The sequence below is a fragment of the Aminobacter anthyllidis genome (genome assembly GCF_018555685.1).
Taxonomy (GTDB): Bacteria; Pseudomonadota; Alphaproteobacteria; order Rhizobiales; family Rhizobiaceae; genus Aminobacter; species Aminobacter anthyllidis.
Map to the genome: position 1 here is coordinate 347,142 of NZ_JAFLWW010000004.1, position 18,222 is coordinate 365,363.

Annotated in this window: 17 protein-coding genes; 6 read left to right on the plus strand and 11 right to left on the minus strand. The window is 62.2% G+C overall.

What is annotated here, in order from left to right:
- Positions 1 to 3: 3 nt before the first annotated feature.
- The 4 genes from J1C56_RS15515 to J1C56_RS15530 are packed head-to-tail and all read right to left on the minus strand — an operon-like array spanning position 4 to position 3,529.
- Positions 4 to 927: a hypothetical protein gene (locus tag J1C56_RS15515; RefSeq protein ID WP_214390963.1), complete on the minus strand. Its 924-nt coding sequence runs from the start codon at positions 925 to 927 to the stop codon at positions 4 to 6.
- A 16-nt stretch (positions 928 to 943) separates the two neighbouring features.
- On the minus strand, positions 944 to 1,087 hold the full coding sequence (locus tag J1C56_RS15520) for a DUF2474 domain-containing protein (protein WP_184770540.1): 144 nt from the start codon (positions 1,085 to 1,087) through the stop codon (positions 944 to 946).
- Positions 1,087 to 2,094 carry a cytochrome d ubiquinol oxidase subunit II gene (gene cydB / locus J1C56_RS15525; RefSeq protein ID WP_214390964.1) on the minus strand — a complete coding sequence of 336 codons (1,008 nt, stop codon included), beginning with the start codon at positions 2,092 to 2,094 and terminating at the stop codon, positions 1,087 to 1,089. Before cydB ends, J1C56_RS15520 begins: the two co-directional genes overlap by 1 nt.
- A gap of 4 nt (positions 2,095 to 2,098) precedes the next feature.
- Entirely contained in the window at positions 2,099 to 3,529 is a 1,431-nt protein-coding gene (locus J1C56_RS15530) for a cytochrome ubiquinol oxidase subunit I (RefSeq protein ID WP_214390965.1), read from the minus strand.
- A gap of 361 nt (positions 3,530 to 3,890) precedes the next feature.
- Between J1C56_RS15530 and J1C56_RS15535 the strand changes: the two genes are divergently transcribed.
- A complete protein-coding gene (locus J1C56_RS15535; RefSeq protein WP_214390966.1) occupies positions 3,891 to 4,337 on the plus strand; it encodes a DUF983 domain-containing protein in 447 nt (148 codons plus the stop codon).
- 120 nt (positions 4,338 to 4,457) lie between these two features.
- Here J1C56_RS15535 and J1C56_RS15540 read toward each other — a convergent pair whose 3' ends face one another.
- From J1C56_RS15540 to J1C56_RS15555, 4 genes are all read right to left on the minus strand, one after another.
- Positions 4,458 to 4,694 (minus strand): DUF1344 domain-containing protein, encoded by a 237-nt coding sequence (locus J1C56_RS15540; protein ID WP_214390967.1) that lies wholly within the window; start codon positions 4,692 to 4,694, stop codon positions 4,458 to 4,460.
- A gap of 445 nt (positions 4,695 to 5,139) precedes the next feature.
- Entirely contained in the window at positions 5,140 to 6,114 is a 975-nt protein-coding gene (locus J1C56_RS15545) for an alpha/beta fold hydrolase (protein ID WP_246591417.1), read from the minus strand.
- The gene (locus J1C56_RS33650) at positions 6,005 to 6,244 is read right to left on the minus strand and encodes a DUF1127 domain-containing protein (RefSeq protein WP_214390969.1); all 240 of its coding nucleotides are present in this window, start codon (positions 6,242 to 6,244) and stop codon (positions 6,005 to 6,007) included. The genes J1C56_RS15545 and J1C56_RS33650 overlap by 110 nt, the downstream gene beginning before the upstream one ends.
- 115 nt (positions 6,245 to 6,359) lie before the next feature.
- The gene (locus tag J1C56_RS15555) at positions 6,360 to 6,725 is read right to left on the minus strand and encodes a hypothetical protein (RefSeq protein ID WP_214390970.1); all 366 of its coding nucleotides are present in this window, start codon (positions 6,723 to 6,725) and stop codon (positions 6,360 to 6,362) included.
- A gap of 353 nt (positions 6,726 to 7,078) precedes the next feature.
- On the opposite strand from J1C56_RS15555, the gene J1C56_RS15560 reads away from it, so the two are divergent.
- The 4 genes from J1C56_RS15560 to secD all read left to right on the plus strand — a co-directional run bounded on the left by J1C56_RS15560 (position 7,079) and on the right by secD (position 13,969).
- Complete coding sequence (locus tag J1C56_RS15560; protein ID WP_214390971.1) at positions 7,079 to 10,033, plus strand: ATP-binding protein; 2,955 nt, start codon at positions 7,079 to 7,081, stop codon at positions 10,031 to 10,033.
- A 65-nt stretch (positions 10,034 to 10,098) separates the two neighbouring features.
- Positions 10,099 to 10,803, plus strand: coding sequence for a response regulator (locus J1C56_RS15565; protein ID WP_214390972.1), 705 nt, complete (start codon positions 10,099 to 10,101; stop codon positions 10,801 to 10,803).
- A 140-nt stretch (positions 10,804 to 10,943) separates the two neighbouring features.
- Positions 10,944 to 11,333, plus strand: a complete 390-nt coding sequence (locus tag J1C56_RS15570) for a hypothetical protein (RefSeq protein WP_214390973.1) — start codon at positions 10,944 to 10,946, stop codon at positions 11,331 to 11,333.
- A gap of 101 nt (positions 11,334 to 11,434) precedes the next feature.
- On the plus strand, positions 11,435 to 13,969 hold the full coding sequence (gene secD / locus J1C56_RS15575) for a protein translocase subunit SecD (RefSeq protein WP_214390974.1): 2,535 nt from the start codon (positions 11,435 to 11,437) through the stop codon (positions 13,967 to 13,969).
- 106 nt (positions 13,970 to 14,075) lie between these two features.
- Here the strand turns inward: secD and J1C56_RS15580 are convergent, their stop codons facing one another.
- Genes J1C56_RS15580 through J1C56_RS15590 form a run of 3 tightly spaced genes read right to left on the minus strand, consistent with a single transcriptional unit; the run spans position 14,076 to position 16,757 of the window.
- A complete protein-coding gene (locus J1C56_RS15580; RefSeq protein WP_214390975.1) occupies positions 14,076 to 15,173 on the minus strand; it encodes a pyridoxal phosphate-dependent aminotransferase in 1,098 nt (365 codons plus the stop codon).
- A 32-nt stretch (positions 15,174 to 15,205) separates the two neighbouring features.
- Positions 15,206 to 15,805 (minus strand): TetR/AcrR family transcriptional regulator, encoded by a 600-nt coding sequence (locus tag J1C56_RS15585; RefSeq protein ID WP_214390976.1) that lies wholly within the window; start codon positions 15,803 to 15,805, stop codon positions 15,206 to 15,208.
- Positions 15,806 to 15,815: 10 nt separating this feature from the next.
- Positions 15,816 to 16,757: a nucleoside hydrolase gene (locus J1C56_RS15590; protein WP_214390977.1), complete on the minus strand. Its 942-nt coding sequence runs from the start codon at positions 16,755 to 16,757 to the stop codon at positions 15,816 to 15,818.
- A gap of 135 nt (positions 16,758 to 16,892) precedes the next feature.
- Between J1C56_RS15590 and J1C56_RS15595 the strand changes: the two genes are divergently transcribed.
- Positions 16,893 to 18,218 carry an NAD(P)/FAD-dependent oxidoreductase gene (locus J1C56_RS15595; RefSeq protein WP_214390978.1) on the plus strand — a complete coding sequence of 442 codons (1,326 nt, stop codon included), beginning with the start codon at positions 16,893 to 16,895 and terminating at the stop codon, positions 18,216 to 18,218.
- Positions 18,219 to 18,222 lie beyond the last annotated feature (4 nt).

Genomic DNA, 18,222 nt, shown 5'->3' on the forward strand with positions numbered 1-18,222 from the left:
GCGCTAGAGAACAGAGACCAAGTTGGCCGGCATCGGGCCGGCAAAACGCTCGATACGGTTCATGCCGAGGATTTCATGCAGCGGGGTCTCGTCGCTCACCCGGCGGAACATGCCGGGCGACATCCAGCGCGCAAGGCCGTCGACATTGGGCGCGCCACGGCCTGAGCGAACATCGTCGATCCACAGCGTGCGTGTTTCGAGCGAGATACGGGTCAGGCCGGTCGAATTCGGCACGCCGGCATGGGCGTGAGCGCTGGAAAACGCGATGATTTCGCCCGGTGCTATGACCACAGGCGTCGCGTCGCTGACCTCCAGCTCCTCGGTCAGGTGAGGTATAGCCGCATCGGCATCGACGGCGTTGCGTCCACCTGATTTCGATCGCTCCAGAAGTGCGGAAAGGTCGAAGTCGGCGCTGGTGTTTGCGACCGGACGATCCCAAAGCGAGGGGTAGATCGCAAAGGTCCGCCCTTCATCGATGTCGTAGACCGGCGCCCACCAGTTGGTCTGGGCATAGAGGTTGGAGCCCCAGGTGTCGCGGTGGAAGGCGATGGTTGCGGTGGTGCGGGCACGCGGCACGACGGTGCCTGGATCCTGGTGCGGCTGGAACCTGAGGTAGAGCGCGTCGCGGGCGAGCCCTTGCGCGTCCAGGCCGCAGGCCTCAAAGACATTTCGCCACAACAGCCTTACCTCGGGTGAACGGGCGAAGTCACGTTGGCGCTGCGCAAAGCTTTCCGTCTGCTCTTGATGCGACAGGTGGCGATGGATCTCTGTCGGTGCGAAGGGCGCGAACGCATCTTCCAGGAAAGCCTGGGTGAAGCTGACGAGCTCGCGCATCGGCACAAGTGCTCCGAAACGCAGGACGTCGCCGGCATAGATCCGGTCATGAAACATGCGCTGGCCGAGCGTCTGGGTGACGTTGCTGTACATCAGATCATTCCACAATTCACACGGTGAGGCCGGCAAAATTCATCAGCAAGCGGAAGAGATAGGCCACCGCGCCCAGCCCCAGAACGCTGACTGTCCAGATGAGGACCAGCCAGCCGATCCGCTTCGGCCACGAAACCGGCGCTTGGGAAGGGGCCGCCATCAGTGGTAGCCCTCGCCTGCCTTCACCTTGCCGCGGAACACGTAATAGGACCACGCAGTGTAGCCGAGGATGAAGGGGATGATGAACAGCGCGCCGACAAGCGCGAAGCCCATGCTCTGTGGTGGGGAGGCAGCCTCGCGGATAGTGATGTCAGGCGGGATGATGTTCGGCCACAGGCTGATGCCAAGCCCGCTATAGCCGAGGAACAGCACAAACAGCGCCAGGATGAACGGCCCGGCATGCGGTGCGCCCTGCAGGCTGCGCAGGATCAGCCAGGTGGCGACAAGCACGAGAATGGGCACCGGGGAGAAGAACGCGATGTTGGGGAAGCTGAACCAGCGTTCGGCAATGTCGGGGTGGGCGAGCGGCGTCCACAGGCTGACAATGCCAATGACAGCAAGCAAGGCTATGGTTATCGGCCGCGCGAGCGATACCATGCGGTCATACAGCACGCCTTCGGTCTTGATGATCAGCCATGTGCTGCCGAGAAGTGCGTAGGCGACGATCAGACCGAAGCCGGTGAACAGGCTGAAGGGCGTGATCCAGTCGAGCGCTCCACCGGCATAGGCGTTGTTTTCGACCTTGAAGCCGTCGAGGAAGGCACCGAGCGAAACGCCCTGGAAGAAGGTGGCGACGTAGGAGCCGCCGGCAAAGGCCTTGTCCCAGAATGCCCTGTGATGCTGGTCGGCCTTGAAGCGGAACTCGAAGGCAACCCCGCGCCAGATCAGCCCAAGCAGCATCAGTACCAGCGGCAGATAGAGCGCGCTGAGGATGACGGCATAGGCAAGCGGGAAGGCGGCCATTAGGGCAGCGCCACCGAGCACGAGCCAGGTCTCGTTGCCGTCCCAGACCGGGGCGACGGTGTTGACCATGGTGTCGCGCTGCTCGCGATCGCGAACGAAGGGGAACAGGATACCGATGCCGAGATCGAACCCGTCCATGATGACATACATCATCAGGCCAAAGGCGATGATGATGGCCCAGACAACTGGAAGATCGATGCCCATTGGTTCAGCCTTTCCTGTCGGCGTGGGTCGGCGCGAACATGTCGATCTGTTCGTGGGCGGCGGATAGCGGGCGCGCTGGCCGGCCATGCTGATCGTCCTCGCCCGGATCGTGCTCGTCCACTTCAGGGCCCTTGCCGACAAGCTTGAGCATGTAACTGGTGCCGATGCCGAAGACGATGAAATAGACCACGACGAAGACGATAAGCGTGGTGCTCATCGCCAGCACCGAATGGTTCGAAACCGCATCCTTGGTGCGCATGACGCCGTAGACGATCCATGGCTGGCGGCCGATCTCGGTGGTGTACCAGCCGGCGAGGATGGCGATCAGGCCCGCCGGGCCCATCAATGTGGCGAAGCGCAGGAACAGCCTCTTTTCATAGAGTTGTTTGCGCCAGCGCAGCCATAGCCCCCAGGCGCCGAGCAGCAGCATCAGTATGCCGAGTCCGACCATGACCCGGAAGCTCCAGAATACGACGGTCGAGTTCGGTCGGTCTTCCCTGGCGTATTCCTTGAGGCCCGGGAACTGGCCATCCCAGCTATGGGTCAGGATCAGGCTGCCGAGGCGCGGAACCTTGACCGCGTAGAGCGTCTCTTCCTTCTCCATGTCGGGCCAGCCGAACAGCGTCAGCGGCACGGCTTCGCCGGGCTTGTTCTCCCAATGGCCTTCGAGTGCAGCGATCTTGGCGGGCTGGTGCTTCAGCGTGTTGAGGCCGTGCAGGTCGCCGATCAGGATCTGCACCGGCGCCGAAATCAGCACCATCCACATCGCCATCGACATCATGGTGCGGACGTGGCGGTTGTCGTTGCCGCGCAGCAGATGCCAGGCACCCGACGCGCCAACGAAAAGAGCGGTCGCCAGATAGGCGGCGACCGTCATATGCGCCAGGCGATAGGGGAAAGAGGGATTGAATATGACCTCGAACCAGTTCACGGGCACGACGATGCCGTTGATGATCTCGAAGCCCTGCGGGGTCTGCATCCAACTGTTGGAGGCGAGGATCCAGGTGGCCGAGATCAGTGTGCCGATCGCCACCATGATCGTCGAGAAGAAGTGCAGGCCAGGGCCGACCCTGTTCCAGCCGAACAGCATGACGCCGAGAAAGCCGGCTTCGAGGAAGAAGGCGGTCAGCACTTCATAGGCCAGCAGCGGGCCGGTGATCGAGCCTGCAAAGGACGAGAAGTAACTCCAGTTGGTGCCGAATTGGTAGGCCATGACCAGGCCGGAGACCACGCCCATGGCGAAGTTGACAGCAAAGATCTTCGACCAGAAATGATAGAGATCGCGATAGACGGTATCGCGCTTCCACAGCCACAGGCCTTCGAGCACTGCGAGGTAACTTGCGAGGCCGATGGTGATGGCGGGAAAGATGATGTGGAAGGAGATGGTAAAGCCGAACTGTATACGGGCCAGTTCGAGTGCGGTTAGGCCGAACATCAAGGACCTCTCTTGCATGTACAATCGGCTTGAGCGCGATTGCCGGTCGAAGCGTAATACTCGTCGATCGTCGTCAGGTATTGCTCACGCCTTGCAATAGACCCCCATCTTGATCTGCGCAGCGCGGAAAGTCGACGCACCCCCGGGGACATTTTGCCCCATGTGGCGGACCCGCACAGGCGACGTTCGCCTTTGCAGATTTCCATACAATGTATCCATTCAATTGCGAATTGATCGGAATGTATGTGAATTATATGTATATTGTCCCTTGCCGGCAAGGGTGGAGCGCCCTATGTGTTGAGGCGATGGGACGCCCTGTGGCGCTGCCCGCGTGCTTGCGACCCGCAAAGAGGAGACGCGCATGTCTCGGTCCAGATATTCAGCGGAGGGGTTCACCCCGACCGACAATCCGATGAAGACAGGCATCCGGGGGCTTTGCCCGCGCTGCCAGATGGGTCACCTGTTTCAGGGGTTCCTGAAGCTGGCACCACGCTGCGAGGTCTGTGGCCTCGATTATTCCTTTGCCGATCCCGCTGACGGTCCCGCCTTCTTTGCCATGACTATCGCGGCGGTGCCGGCGCTGGCATTCGGCGCCTGGTTCCAGACGGCCTTCGGCCTGCCGCTGTGGGTGCACCTGTTCATCACCTTGCCACTGACCGTGCTGAGCTGCATGGCGCTGTTGCGGCCGCTCAAGGGCTGGCTGGTGTGTTCGCAGTTTTTCCACAAGGCGGAGGAGGGCTCGATCGACTTCGATTGGCATGACAAGGCCAAGGGACAGCAGAAGAACGGCCAAACGCCGGCTGCCTAGTCGGCGAGAATTGTTTCCCGCGATCGCGCTGCGCGCTGGAAACAGCAAAAAGCCATGGGCAGGGGCGGCCCATGGCTTTGCGGCAGCTCAAGCTGCCCTGTGGCGGTGGGGAGGTGTCGATCAGCGCAGGACGCTGGTGACCTTGTCTCCTTCATCGTTGAGCTCGATCGAGACCTTCTCGCCGATCTGGACAGTCGGAAGGGCGACGTCACGTGGTACCGTGAAGCTGTGGCCGTTCTCGAGGGTGATGACGCGAGATGCGGGGCTGAACTTCATGACCACGCCGTTGTTCGACGATGCCAGGGCGGCGCCCGACATGAAGGCGAGGGATGCGGCAGCCAGGATGATCTTCTTCATTTGGTAGGTTCCTTTCTTGGGAGGTGACGCCAACATCGGCGACGCCCTATTTCTAGCGACGTCCCGTTTCGAGCTGTTTTCAGAACCTGGCGATAAGTGTTTCGTTTGTTTCAGTCGCCGGTAGGAAGCGAAACATTACGCTGCTTTTCAGCCAGAAAGGGCAGGCTTGCTGGAATAGCGGTCGTGCCATTGCAGCCATGCAGGCGCGATGGCCTGTGACCAGGCACAGGCGCAAAACGATTGGATTTGGCGTGGGTTCAATTGGGTAGGTGACCGTCGGCATGACTGCAGCCAAGCGCAAGGGGCACTCTTGGTTCTGTCGAGCCGACTGCAACGCGATGGGATCGGGAAAGGGATCGGAGAGGTTTGTCCGTATCCCGCAGCGCCGGCGCGACCCGTCGATCGGCTGGAGACGCAAGCGCACCGACCGGCAAGCGCCGGTCGGTCAGAGCGAATGGGATAGTGACGCTGTTGAACGCCGCGACTTTCGGACGGTACGTACTCCGGCGGCGGCTCGCAAATGTGCGGCAATCATCGGATTGACGATATGTGGATCGGTCAGCAGCGCCATGTGTCCGGCATCGGGAACGATGGCCAGCCGTGCACCTGGAACAGCCTCGGCCACCATTTCGGTGACGCGCAAGCTCGTGATCGGACTTTCCAGTGCCATCATAACAAGCGTCGGGCAGACGAGCTCGCGGCAGCGGCTTGCTGGCCAGGTTGCAGCAAGCACCGCGGCAAGATCCCGGCCCAATTGCTCCGCATGGAGCTCAAGCTCTTGCCGGAGGCTTTCGCTGCTCCGGCGCCAGGCTCCCGCGCCATGCCAGAAGTCGACATAGGCACGCATGCCGGCTGTCGGGCTGGAGGCAGTTGCCATTGTCGCCAGTTGGTCGGCCATGCTGGCAAGCTCGATGAACAAGGCCAGATCGGACGGATCGCCGTCACGCAGCAGATGAAACAGTGCTGGCTCGATCAGCGTCAGGCTTTTCACCAGTTCCGGCCGCAACAGCGCGATTTCCAGCGCCACCGCCGCACCGTGCCCGTGCCCGACAAGATGCATCGGCTCTGCCATCGAGCCGAGAATGACGCCCGCGACATTGGGGATATCGCGGGACGCTCGCCTGGAAGCATTGCCATAGCCGGGCAGATCAGGCGCGATTACTTGGTAGCGCCCTCGGAGGTAGTCCGCGGTGCCTTGCCACAGCAAGCTTGTACTCGCGGAGCCGTGCAGTGCGAGCACAGGCGGGGCGAGTAAAGTCTGGCCCAGCACATGCTGGCAGGCGTTGCCAGGGTCGGACCTCCAGCTGGCATCATTCCACATTGTGTTCATGGCCGCGGTTCCGATCAGCCGATGGGTCGCTGACAAGCGACTGGATTTCGGAACGTGCCACGCCAATGTCCTTGAGCAGGTAATCGTCAAGTTCCGCAAGGTTCCAAACCGCGCGGCGATGGGCGCGACGCAGCCAGAATGCCCGATGGGCAGCCGCGATCCGCGAAGCCAGCGACGAGACTAGGCCGGCGGCGGGGGATCGGATGGTCAGAGTAGTCATATCCTGGAACTCCTTTGAGCTGTGCCGAAGTCGGCGATACTGATCTAGACCTCTCCTGTTTCGGGCATGTTCCCGGCGTCGGGGAGAAGTGTTTCGTTTGTTTCAGTGGTGATGTTCAGTCGATCTGCGAGTTGCCGCAGGGCGCACGACGGCCGCCCGGACGAGCAGGGCCGCCAATCGCCATCGAGGCAGCTGACGAAAGTCCGATCGAGCCGTGCCCGCTGTCGAATGTTGAAGACAGCGGCAGGACCCCGAACAGGCGGTGCGACGTGAGCCGCCCCGGTTTCGCGCCCAGCGACGCGCGTGAATAGACGTGGGTTCGCTGCTTCTTCACGATCCGCGACGATGTTGCGTTCGACGGCTCGGGCCGTGACGACATCATCCCGGCGGGCGGGAACTGAAAGGTGGAAGCGAAGTCGAAAGCATGCGCCACGCCGAAGGTCGGCAGAACAGCGCAAAAGGCTAGAATGGTCGATCGCATCTCATGTCTCCTTGAGGGACGTTTGAGTTCTCGACTTTGCCGGCGCCTTGCCTGTGGAAGGGCGGCCTATCAACATCCCGTGGGTTTTTGATAGACTGGCTGCTTCCGCATGCCGGGAGCCGACCCAAAGAAGTCGACATGGCGGAAGTTAGCTCAGGCCTGTTTCGGCGCTTTTTCTGAGTTCAGGGAAAAGGTTTCGTTTGTTCGCGCAAATACGCAGAAAAGGCGCTCAGTCCGAAACAATTGAAACAAAGTGAGTGAGTTTCGACCTCATACCGAAACAGAGGGCTTGTAATCATCCGCCGCGCTCACGCCGCCGTGATGTGGCCGCGCTCAGGATTGAGGAGACGATCATGCGAGCTGGTGATCCGGCCGTGAATGTTCGGACGGGCTACGCGCTTTTCGACAGCGACGACATTCTTGTCGATGCCAACGTCGAGATTTTCGGCGGCATTATCCAGCCGCGCGGTAAGCAGCCGCCGATGAATGTCATTGCAGCCGTTGCCAAGGTCCTCCGGCAATTCACCAGCTTCGACGGTCTCGTCGTGGAAACGACCGATGACTTCGTGCGGCGCGCCGCGCTGCGCTGGCGGCAGCCGAACGTGCCGCCGATCGAGGCACAAACCGTCGATGGTGGTTGGAAGCTGCTGACGAGCCATCCCCGCCTTGATGCCGGCATCGCGCTGATCAGCACCGACATCACCGAAATGAAGCTTGCCCAGATTGCACATCTCAACAGTGCCGAGATATTCCGCTGTATCACCGACAGCCACCCGTTGCCGGTCTGGGTCGTCGACGAGCAAAGCAAGCAGATCCTCTATGAGAGCCTCGACGGGTCGCACCTGCTTGGCCGCAAATGGCAGCCGCAACAGCAGCAGCTGCTCACCGACCATTTTGTGAACCCGGACGAATTCGATGAGGCGTGTTGCCGTGTCCACGGCAACGACATCCTGCGCGACTGCGAGATCCAGATGCAACGGGAAGATGGGTCGCGCGTCTGGTGCTCGACGAATTGGCGGCGAAGCGTATTCCGCTCGCGCCCGTCGCTGGTCATCGGCGTCCTCGACATCACCGAGCGCAAGAGGGCTGAGGCTGCGGAACGTGAGGCGACGTCGCTTATGCAGCGGGTGCTGGACGCTTGCCCCTCGCCAACACGCATGTCGACGATCGAGGGTGAAACGCTCTACTGCAACCCCGCCAGCCGGGAACTCTATGGCGATCGCTCCCACATCGCGGACTACTATGTCGACCCCGGCGACAGGGAGACATTGGTCCGCACCCTGCTGGACAAGGGCAGCATCGATGATTTCCGCGTGCGGCAATATTGTTCCGACGACACCATCTTCTGGGGTTCGCTCTCGGCGCGGCTGATCGACTTCCAGGGCAAGAAGGTGATCGTTTCCAACGCGACGAACATCAACGGCATGATCATGGCGCAGCAACAGACGCGCCAGGCAAACAACCGTCTGACAGACGCGATCGAGTCGCTGGCCGAAGGGTTCGCCCTGTATGACAAGGACGATTGCCTGGTGCTGGCCAACAGCCAGTATCGGAAGATGCATGCCATCTGCGCGGATGTGCTGGTCCCGGGGGTGAACTGGTTCGATTTCCTTCGCGTGACCGCCGAACGCAGCCAGTTCCGCGTTCCCGGCGACAGGATCGACGAGTGGCTGGCCGAGCGGGCAAGGGATCGGCGCGAGTACCGGCAGCAGGAATTCCAGCATGCCGATGGCGGCTGGTTCTTCGTTTCGAACAGCCCGACACGAGAGGGCGGCTTCGTTGTCACCCGTCTCGACATCACCGAGCGCAAGCGGGCTGAACTGGCGGCCAAAGAGGCAGACGATCTGGTGCGCAGGGTCCTGGAGGCCAGCCCCGTCAGCATCCAGATGACACGGGCGCATGACGGCAAGCAGCTGTACAGCAGCCCGGCGACGACAAGGCTTCTGGGCGACGTTGCCGGCGCCCTTGAACATTTCACCAATCCAGCGCACCGCGACGAATATGTTGAACGCCTGTTGCGCGACGGCGCGGTCGACGAGTTCGAAACCCAGCTTAGGCGCAATGACGGCCAGACATTCTGGTGTTCGATCTCGTCGCGGTTGATCGATTTCCACGGCGAGCAGGTCATCGTTTCCCACACTTACGATCTGAGCGACCGCATCGAGTTGCAGAAGCAGCTCGAACACCAGCGTGAGAAGCTGCACCAGAACGAGAAGCTGTCCGCGCTCGGCGGGTTGCTTGCCGGCGTTGCCCATGAGTTGAACAATCCGCTGTCGGTGGTGCTGGGCATGTCGCTGACGCTGAAGGAGACTTCGACCGACCCCAAGACGGTCGACCGCGCCGATAAGATCAGCAGGGCGGCGGAGCGCTGCGCCCGGATCGTCAAGACTTTCCTGGCAATGGCCAGGCAACAGCCAACGCGCGCCACAAATGTCTCGATCGACGAGGTTGTTTCCGCTGCGCTCGAAGTGGTCAACTATTCGATCCGCTCTTCCGATATCCAGCTTATGCTCGATCTCGAATCGGATCTACCAGCGATCTGGGGCGACCCCGACCAACTCAGCCAGGTGCTGATCAACCTGCTGGTCAATGCCGAGCATGCACTGCATCACTGGGAGGGCCCGAGGAAGATACTGGTTGCAACGGGGCGTCACCCGGAATGCGGCAATATCACCCTCAGCGTCACCGACACCGGCCCCGGGATTTCGGAAAAAATACTGCCACGCATCTTCGAGCCGTTCTTCACGACCAAGGAGGTTGGGGCCGGAACGGGCATCGGCCTGTCATTCTGCCATCGCATCATACAGGCTCACCAAGGGACGATAGAGGTCGAAACCGTGCCTGGCGGGGGCTCGACCTTCGTCGTCTCGCTGCCGGCTTCCGATCGGCTCGTCGAAAGTTTGGGACCGTCCGATGAAGAACCAGCCAACTCCACGGGCCTGTCATGCCTGGTGGTGGATGACGAGCGGGAGGTTGCCGACTTGATCGCCGAAGTCCTCAAGCGCGATGGTTTCAATGTCGTCGTCGCGCGGTCGGGCGAGGAGGCTTTGACGCAGCTCAGGAAGCGCACGTTTGCCGTCATCCTTAGCGACCTGAAGATGCCGGGCATGGATGGGAGGCGCCTCTACAACTACATCGCCGACTACCATCCAGCCGAGGTCGACAGGCTCGCTTTCCTGACCGGCGATACGATCAGCCCCGATGCGCAGATATTCCTGCGCGCGACGAAGCGGCCCTATCTCGAAAAGCCGGTGAAGCCTATCGAGTTGCGCAGGTTCGTTTCCGGACTGGTCGTCAGGCAGGCCTGAATGACGCTGTTTGATTTGCTGACCTTGCCGAAGAGGGGTACTTTTCCAATCGAGGTGAGGACCTAGTGACTGCCAACTCGCAGATCGTCGTTTGCGATGATGAGCCCGATGTCCGCGAAATGGTCGCGGAGTATCTGGAGCGCCACGGCTATGCCGTGACGACAGCCGATGCCGGGCCGGCTTTGCGCCAGCTCGTCGAGAGCCAACCCGTCGATGTCGTGATCCTCGATATCCGCATGCCCGGCGAAGACGGTCTCTCCCTGGCGCGCTACCTGCGCGAGCATTCTCAGGTGGCCATCATCATGTTGACCGGCTCGGCGGAAATCATCGACAGGGTCGTCGGCCTCGAGATCGGTGCCGACGATTACATCGGTAAGCCGGTCGACCTGCGCGAACTGCTGGCGCGGGTGAAGGCCGTGCTGCGCAGGACAACGGGCCGGGACCGTGTTTCCGAAAATGCCATCGGCGCCCAGAGTGCCCAGTTCGGCACTTGTCGGCTTGATCTGGAGACGCACAAATTGTTCGATGCTGACGGCATAGACATAGCGATCACCCCGATGGAATTCAGGTTGCTCAAGGTGTTCGCCGAGAACAGGGGGCGGATACTCAATCGTGACCAGTTGCTCGAGCTTGCGCATGATCGGGGCTGGGACCCGTTTGACCGCAGCATCGACATTCGCATTTCGCGTTTGCGCAAGAAAATCGAGACCGATCCGTCCAAGCCCGAGGTGATCAAGACCATTCGTGGGGTCGGATACCTATTCGCCTAACCCAGTGTCTGACAGTTGCGTTTGCCCCGACACCCTTTTGGACGGCGGCAAGACTCGCTTGGCGTATCCATTAAAATGCCTTACTGGTCGGCTCCTTGGGCAACTCAGCCCCCAGAGATCACGGACCGCGCCACCACCTTATGCAGCAGACCAAGGCATATAGATCGCCTATAACCGGCATGTTGCCGGCCGTGCTGTTATGCATGGCGGTGATGCTTGCCATGGTTGGCGGGTCGCTGATTAACAGCGTGCCCTTGGTATCTGCTGCCACCGACCCTGCTTCGGGCCAAATGGATGTCCGCGGACGGAGTACCGGCCCCGCCATTCCCGAGCGATCATTCGTCGTCGTCGATTGGCGCAGTGCCAAGGCGATGCCCCAGCACGATGACGGCAAGTCGGCATTGATCCCGGCCGGGGTGGAAATGTCCACAACGGCCATTGCCAGGCCGCGCTCCGATCTGGTCTTGCGGGCAAATGTCCGACCGTCGGGGCCGACCTACGGTGCGCGCGCGCCGCCCGCATTCTCCTGAAACATCTGTGAATGGCGCGGGCACCGATGTGCCGCGCCGTCGAACTAACTGCCGTCGTCCGCGCATCGCGCCGCGGCGATTGCTTTTGCAGGATAAATCATATGCGGACCTCCCGATGGGTGGTGGTGACGTACACCATCATCATTTTGGCCGGCATCATTGCCGCGCTTCCCAACGCCCTTACATCAAAGCAACTGGCAGCATTGCCGAGCTGGTTTCCGAAACAACAGGTCACGCTCGGCCTCGACCTCCAGGGCGGCTCGCACCTGGTGCTTGAAGTCGATGCGGCGGCGCTCAAGACCGACCGTCTGCGCTCGCTGCTCGACGATGTGCGCGGCGCCCTGCGCAAGGAGCGCATCAACGCATCGTCGGCACGGCTCGCTGGCGATGCCATCGTCGTCAACATTCCCGACGATGTTCAGCGGGCGAAAGCCCTGGCTACGCTGCAGTCGCTGGCTGTGCCCGTCAGCGGCGGCCTCGGTCTTGGTGGGGGTAAGCCTGACATCGAGGTCACCACCGCCGACAAGCAGATCAAGGTCGTACTGACCGAGGCCGGCCAGCGCGACAAGCTCGACGCGGCGCTCCAGCAGAGCCTCGAGATCGTGCGCCAGCGCGTCGACCAGGTCGGCGTCGCAGAACCAACGATCCAGCGCGTCGGCAGCGACCGCATGCTCGTCCAGCTGCCGGGCCTGCAGGATCCGACACGTTTGCGCGAGCTGCTCGGCAGCACCGCCAAGATGACGTTCCACATGGTGGCCAATGTCGCCAATGGTGAGCCGTTGCCGCGCGGCGTCAGCATGCTTCCCGACGCCAAGTCCGGTGCGCAATATCCTGTCGAGGATCGCGTCGCGCTCGATGGCGCACGCCTCACCGATGCCCGCGCCGGCTTTGACCAGCGCACCCAGGAACCTCTGGTTTCGTTCCGCTTCGACAGCGTCGGCGCGCGCCAGTTCGCCGAGATCACCGCCGCCAATGTCGGCAAGCCGTTCGCCATCGTTCTCGACGGCAAGGTGCTGTCGGCGCCAAGCATCCGGGAGCCGATCACCGGCGGGTCGGGCCAGATCAGCGGCAGCTTCAGCGTTGAAGAGACGGTGACGCTGTCGGCGCTTCTGCGCGCAGGCGCGCTGCCGGCGCCGCTGACCGTCATCGAAGAGCGGACCGTCGGTCCCGACCTCGGCGGCGACGTCATCAAGATGGGCATCTACACAGGCATCGCCGGCTTCGTGGCCGTCGTGCTGTTCATGGTGGCGCTCTACGGCACCTGGGGCATGATCGCGAATTTCGCGCTGTTGTTGCACCTGATCCTGACCTTCGGCGTGCTGACCCTGATCGGCGGTACACTGACGCTGCCCGGCATCGCCGGCATCATCCTGGGCATCGGCTTCGGCGTCGACGCCAACATCCTAATCAACGAACGGATCAGGGAAGAGTCGAAGAAGGGGCTCAGCGCCTTCGCTGCCTTGGACAATGGCTTCAAGCGCGCCTATTCGACAATTGTCGATGCCAACGTGACGTCGCTCATCGCCACCGGCCTGCTGTTCATGTTCGGCTCCGGTCCGGTGCGTGGCTTTGCCATCACCATGTTCCTGGGCACTTGCCTATCGATGTTCACCGCCGTTTCGGTGACGCGCATCCTGATGGCGGCCGTTGTGCGCCGCAAGCGCCTGAAGACGATCACGATCGAACCGCTGATCCGGTTCTTCCCGGAAAAGACCTCGATCTCGTTCATGAAGGCGCGTTACCTCGGCATCGGCATGTCGATCTTCCTGTCGCTGGCCTCCATCGGCCTGTTCTTCAAGCCGGGCCTCAACTACGGCATCGACTTCAAGGGCGGCATCCAGGTCGAGATCGCGACTTCGACACCGGCCGACCTAGCACAATTGCGCAGCACGCTGGGCGGCTTGAACATCGGCGAGGTGGCGCTGCAGCAGATTGGCGGCGAGGGCAATGTGCTGATCCGCGTCCAGCGCCAGGAAGGTGGCGAAACAGCGCAGACCGCTGCTGTCGACACCATCAAGGCCGCCGTGCAGAAGCTCGACCCGAGCGTAAAGTTCGAACGCACCGAAGTGGTGGGTCCGAAGGTCAGCGGCGAGTTGGCGCAGTCCGGCATCCTGGCCGTGGTGTTGGCCGCACTTGCCATGCTGGTCTACATCTGGTGGCGCTTTGAGTGGAACTTCGCCATTGGCGCCATCGCGACGCTTGTGCTGGACACCACCAAGATGGTCGGCTTTTTCGCGTTGTTCGGGCTGGACTTCAACCTGACGGCGATTGCAGCGCTTTTGACCATCATCGGCTACTCGGTGAACGACAAGGTGGTTGTCTATGACCGCATGCGCGAGAACCTGCGCCTGTACAAGAAGATGCCACTGCGCGAGATCATCGACATGAGTATCAACCAGGTGTTCGCGCGCTGCATCTACACCTCCGTCGCCATCCTGCTGTCGATGCTGCCGATGGCGATCTGGGGTGGTAGTGCTGTCGAGAACTTCGCCATTCCGATGGTGTTCGGTGTGTTCATTGCAACGACGTCGTCGATCTTCATCGCAGCACCGATCCTGCTTCTGCTGGGTGACTGGTGGCAGCATCGTAGCGCCGGCCGCGAACCATCAACCGCGGTGGCTGCAACCAAGGCCTGAGCCTTGCCGGAGTAGTCTCTAGGCAGCTCCGGAACGCAACATTCCCGGCAAAAAAGAGCCGGCGAGCCACAGGGTTCGCCGGCTCTTTGTGTGATGGGCCGACGCTTCAGCCGTTGGCCGCCCGCACTTCGATACGCAACAGGCCGAGCATTTCATCGAGATCGGCCCGATCGGCGATCGAGATGCGCAACCATTCCGGCAAGCCGTAATCTTCGTTCGAGCGGATGATGAAGCCATGCCTGGCAAGCCGCGCCACGGTCGCCTGGGCCCAGCCGGCATAGGCGCCAGGCAGGCGGACGAAGGCGAAATTGGCGGCACTCGGCGAAATCTCGAAGCCTAGCTTGCGCAGTTCGCCTTCGAGATATTCGCGCTCCTCGGTGGTGCGGGCGCGTACGTGCTGGACGAATTCCTGCTCGCCGACTGCAACCGTTGCCGCTACCTGTGCCAGGCCGTTGACGTTGCCGATGCCACGCACATTGTTCAGCGCAGAAACCACCTCCGGATAGGCATAGGCCCAGCCGGCACGCGCCGACGCCAAACCATATGCCTTGGAGAAGGTGCGGGTGACGATGACGTTGGGATGGCGATCGGCGATCTCGAAGGTCGCGACCGCCTCGGCCGGGTCGACATATTCGGCGTAAGCTGCGTCGAGCACCAGCACGATATGCGACGGCAGCTCGCGCGCCAGCCGCGCGACCTCGTCCATCGGCACGACCGAGCCGGTCGGGTTGTTGGGATTGGCCAAAAAGACGACGCGCGTCGCCGGCGTGACGGCGGCCAGCAGCGCGTCGACATCGACGGAGAAGTCGGCGCCAAGCGGTGCCTCGACTGCTTTGGCGCCAAGACGATAAGCAACGATGGCGAACTGCAGGAAGGAATAGGCCGGAAACAGGATCTCGTCGCCGGCGCGCGCATAGACGCGCCCGACCGCATCGAGCAGTTCTTCCGAGCCGTTGCCGCAGACGATGCGGGCGGGGTCGAGGTTGAACTGCTTGCCGATCGCCGCGCGCATCGTTCCGCAGTTCGGATCGGCATAGCGGTAGACGTTTGGCGCAGCCTCGCGAATTGCCTCGACCACGCCCGGGGCCGATCCGAGCCAGCTTTCGTTGAGCCCGAGATTGACGATGCGTGCCGCACCCGTGGTGTCGATCTTCTTGACGACGGTCAGCGTTCGGGCGGACAGGTAAGGCACGGGCAGGGACATTTCATTTCCTCAGTTCATACGGGCTGGCGCCGTCATTCGGAGCCGATCAGGATCTTGGTATAGAGCGAGCGGAAGCGCTTGCGGTCCGCCGGCGGCTCCTTGAAGTGGGTGGCGTAGTAGCCGATCTGCTGGAAGTAGGTGATGCGGGCGCGGATCAGGCTTTCGTCCTGGTCGTAACCCATCACGGCAAAGGCCCGAACGAGCAGGGCCATGCGAAAATCGTCCTGTGCCTGCACCTTGCGGGCGATCACCGCCGAGCTGCGCGCCCAATCCCTGATGGCCAGATCGAGCCGTGGGCTGAACGGGTCCTCCCTGATCCAGACGCCTGTTACCGCATCGAAGAAGGCGGGGCCGTCGATGACCTCCTGGTCGATAAGGGCTTCGAACGGCTTGCAATTGCGCTGGCGCCACTCCTCCAGCAGGCTGTCGAGCAGGTCCTTCAGGTTCCTGAAGTGGAAGTAGAAGCTGCCGCGCGTGACCTTCAGCTGCTTCGACAGGTGGTCGATCTTGACGTTGGCGATGCCCTTCTTTTCCAGCGTGGCGATAGCCGCGGCAATCCAGGCCTCGCGCGACAGCGTTTTCCGCGTCTCGGACTTGGCCGACCGCTCGGGAGAAGTTGGGCTGCGCCTCATCTCGTCGTCCTCAGGGGAGGTTGCCGAAGCGCTCCAGCATCAGCGCGAAGAAGCCGTCAGCGTCGATGCGGCGCAGCACGTTGCAGTTCTTGCGCCGGCCGGTGACATGCCACCAGTCGACCACGGTCATGCCGATGGTCTCCGGCGACATCAGCTCGATGGTGACGTTGCACTGCTTCTGCTCGTAGAGCTCCGGTGCGAGTAGGTAGCCGGTGACGCAGGCGTCGTGGATCGGCCGGGCCTCGGTCGGGAATTTGTGCGAGCCGTACTGGCGGTAGAAGTCGGCCATGTTGGCGGCTTCGATGGCCGAGCGGGTACCGAGCGCACGCAGCTGTTGCAGCCATTCGGGCGTCATCTGGGCGGTATAGGTGCAGTCGATGCCGGCCATGGTCACCGGCACGCCGGAATCGAACACGACAGCCGCGGCATGCGGGTCGACCCAGATGTTGAACTCGGCGGCGGGCGTGGCATTGCCACCCTCGAAGAAACCGCCACCCATCAACACCACTTCACGGATGCGCGGGATGATGCGTGGTTCCATCACCATCGCCATGCCGAGATTGGTCATGGGTCCGAGCGTGCAGACGGTGATCTCGCCTTCGGGTGCTTCCATCAACGTGTCGACGAGGAAGTTGACGGCGTGCTTGTCCTGCAGCGGCTTGGTCGGCTCAGGCAGGACACAGCCGTCAATGCCGGTCGGACCGTGGACATATTCGGCGGTCTTGAGCGCCTTGACCATCGGGCGCGAGCAACCGGCATAGACCGGTACGTCGGAGCGGCCGGCGAGCTCGGCGATCTGCAGCGCGTTGCGCGAGGTCAACGCCAGCGGAACGTTACCGCCGACGGTGGTCAGCGCCACGACGTCCAGTTCGGGCGAACCGAGCGCGAACAGGATGGCAAAGGCGTCGTCCTGGCCGGGGTCGGTATCGATGATGATTTTTCGCTGCGACATGGCTCTTCCCCCCGGTTCGATCGCCGGATAGCTTCGGCGGCATTGCAAGCATTGGACGTCAGTGCATACAGTACTGTATGTTATTTTCAAGACGGGCTGGGACGCCACCCCCGTTCGCTCATTGGGGAGAAATGAATGGGGCCTCCAGTCGATCCGGTTCCCGCTGGCGACATCCAGCCGAAGAGCGCCGACGTCGTCATCGTCGGTGGCGGTATCATTGGCGTGAGCGCGGCGCTGTTCCTGGCGCGCAAGGGCATCTCGGTCGTCGTTTGCGAGAAGGGCCACGTCGCGGGCGAACAGTCGAGCCGCAACTGGGGCTGGTGTCGGCGCATGGGCCGCGATCCGCGCGAACTGCCGCTGATCGTCGAGGCCATGAAGATGTGGGGCGGCATCGAGGAACTGCTCGGCGAAGATGTCGGCTTCCGCCGCACGGGCATTCTCTATCTCTGCCAGGACGAAAGCGACGTCGAACATCATGCCGAATGGGTGAAAAGTGCGGGCGATTTTGCGCTCGACAGCAAGATGATCGAGGGCAATGAGCTGGCCAAGCTGATGCCGGGCGCGCAAAAGACGTTTAGGGCTGCACTGCACACGCCAAGTGACGGCCGCGCCGAGCCGCAGAAGGCGGCGCCCGCGATTGCACGCGCCGCCCAACGCGCCGGCGCTCGCATCCTGCTGCGCTGCGCGGCGCGCGAGATTGAAACCGAAGGCGGTCGCGTCTCAGGCGTGGTAACCGAAAACGGTCCGATCCGCGCCAGCACCGTTGTCGTTGCCGGCGGCGCATGGTCGAGCCAGCTCTGCCGAACGGTCGGCATCCGCTTGCCGCAACTTGCCGTGCGCTCATCGGTGATGCGTACCGGTCCTGTTCAGGGTGGCCCCGATGGTGCCGCGTGGACCGAGGGCTTTGCCTACCGCAAGCGTCTCGACGGCGGCTACACCATTGCCAACGGCACCGTCAGCTATCACCATCTGAACCCTGACAGTTTCCGCTATTTCGTCGACTTCCTGCCGATTCTCTCGCGCGAATGGCGCTCGGTCGGCCTGCGCTTCGGCGATTTCCTCGGTGGCCCCTTCGGGCTTTCACCCCAGCTGGAAGGTGCGGGCAGTGTCTATGAGCGGCACCGCACGCTCGATCCGGCGCCGGCCGTTGCCCCGCTCGAAGCTGCCCGTGCCAACATGGAGAAGGTGTTTCCGGTGTTGAAGGGCGTGCCCACGCTGCAGCGCTGGGCGGGTTTCATCGACGCAACGCCTGATGCGGTGCCGGTGATTTCGCCTGTTAGGTCGCTGCCCGGACTGGTCATCGCCACCGGCTTTTCTGGGCACGGTTTTGGCATTGGCCCGGCCGCCGGGCGGCTGACGGCCGATCTGGTGAGGGGCAACACGCCGCTCGTCGATCCCCAGGCCTTCCGTTACGAGCGGTTCATCGACGGCACCAAGCATCGTCCGACGACGGGGGTGTAAGGAG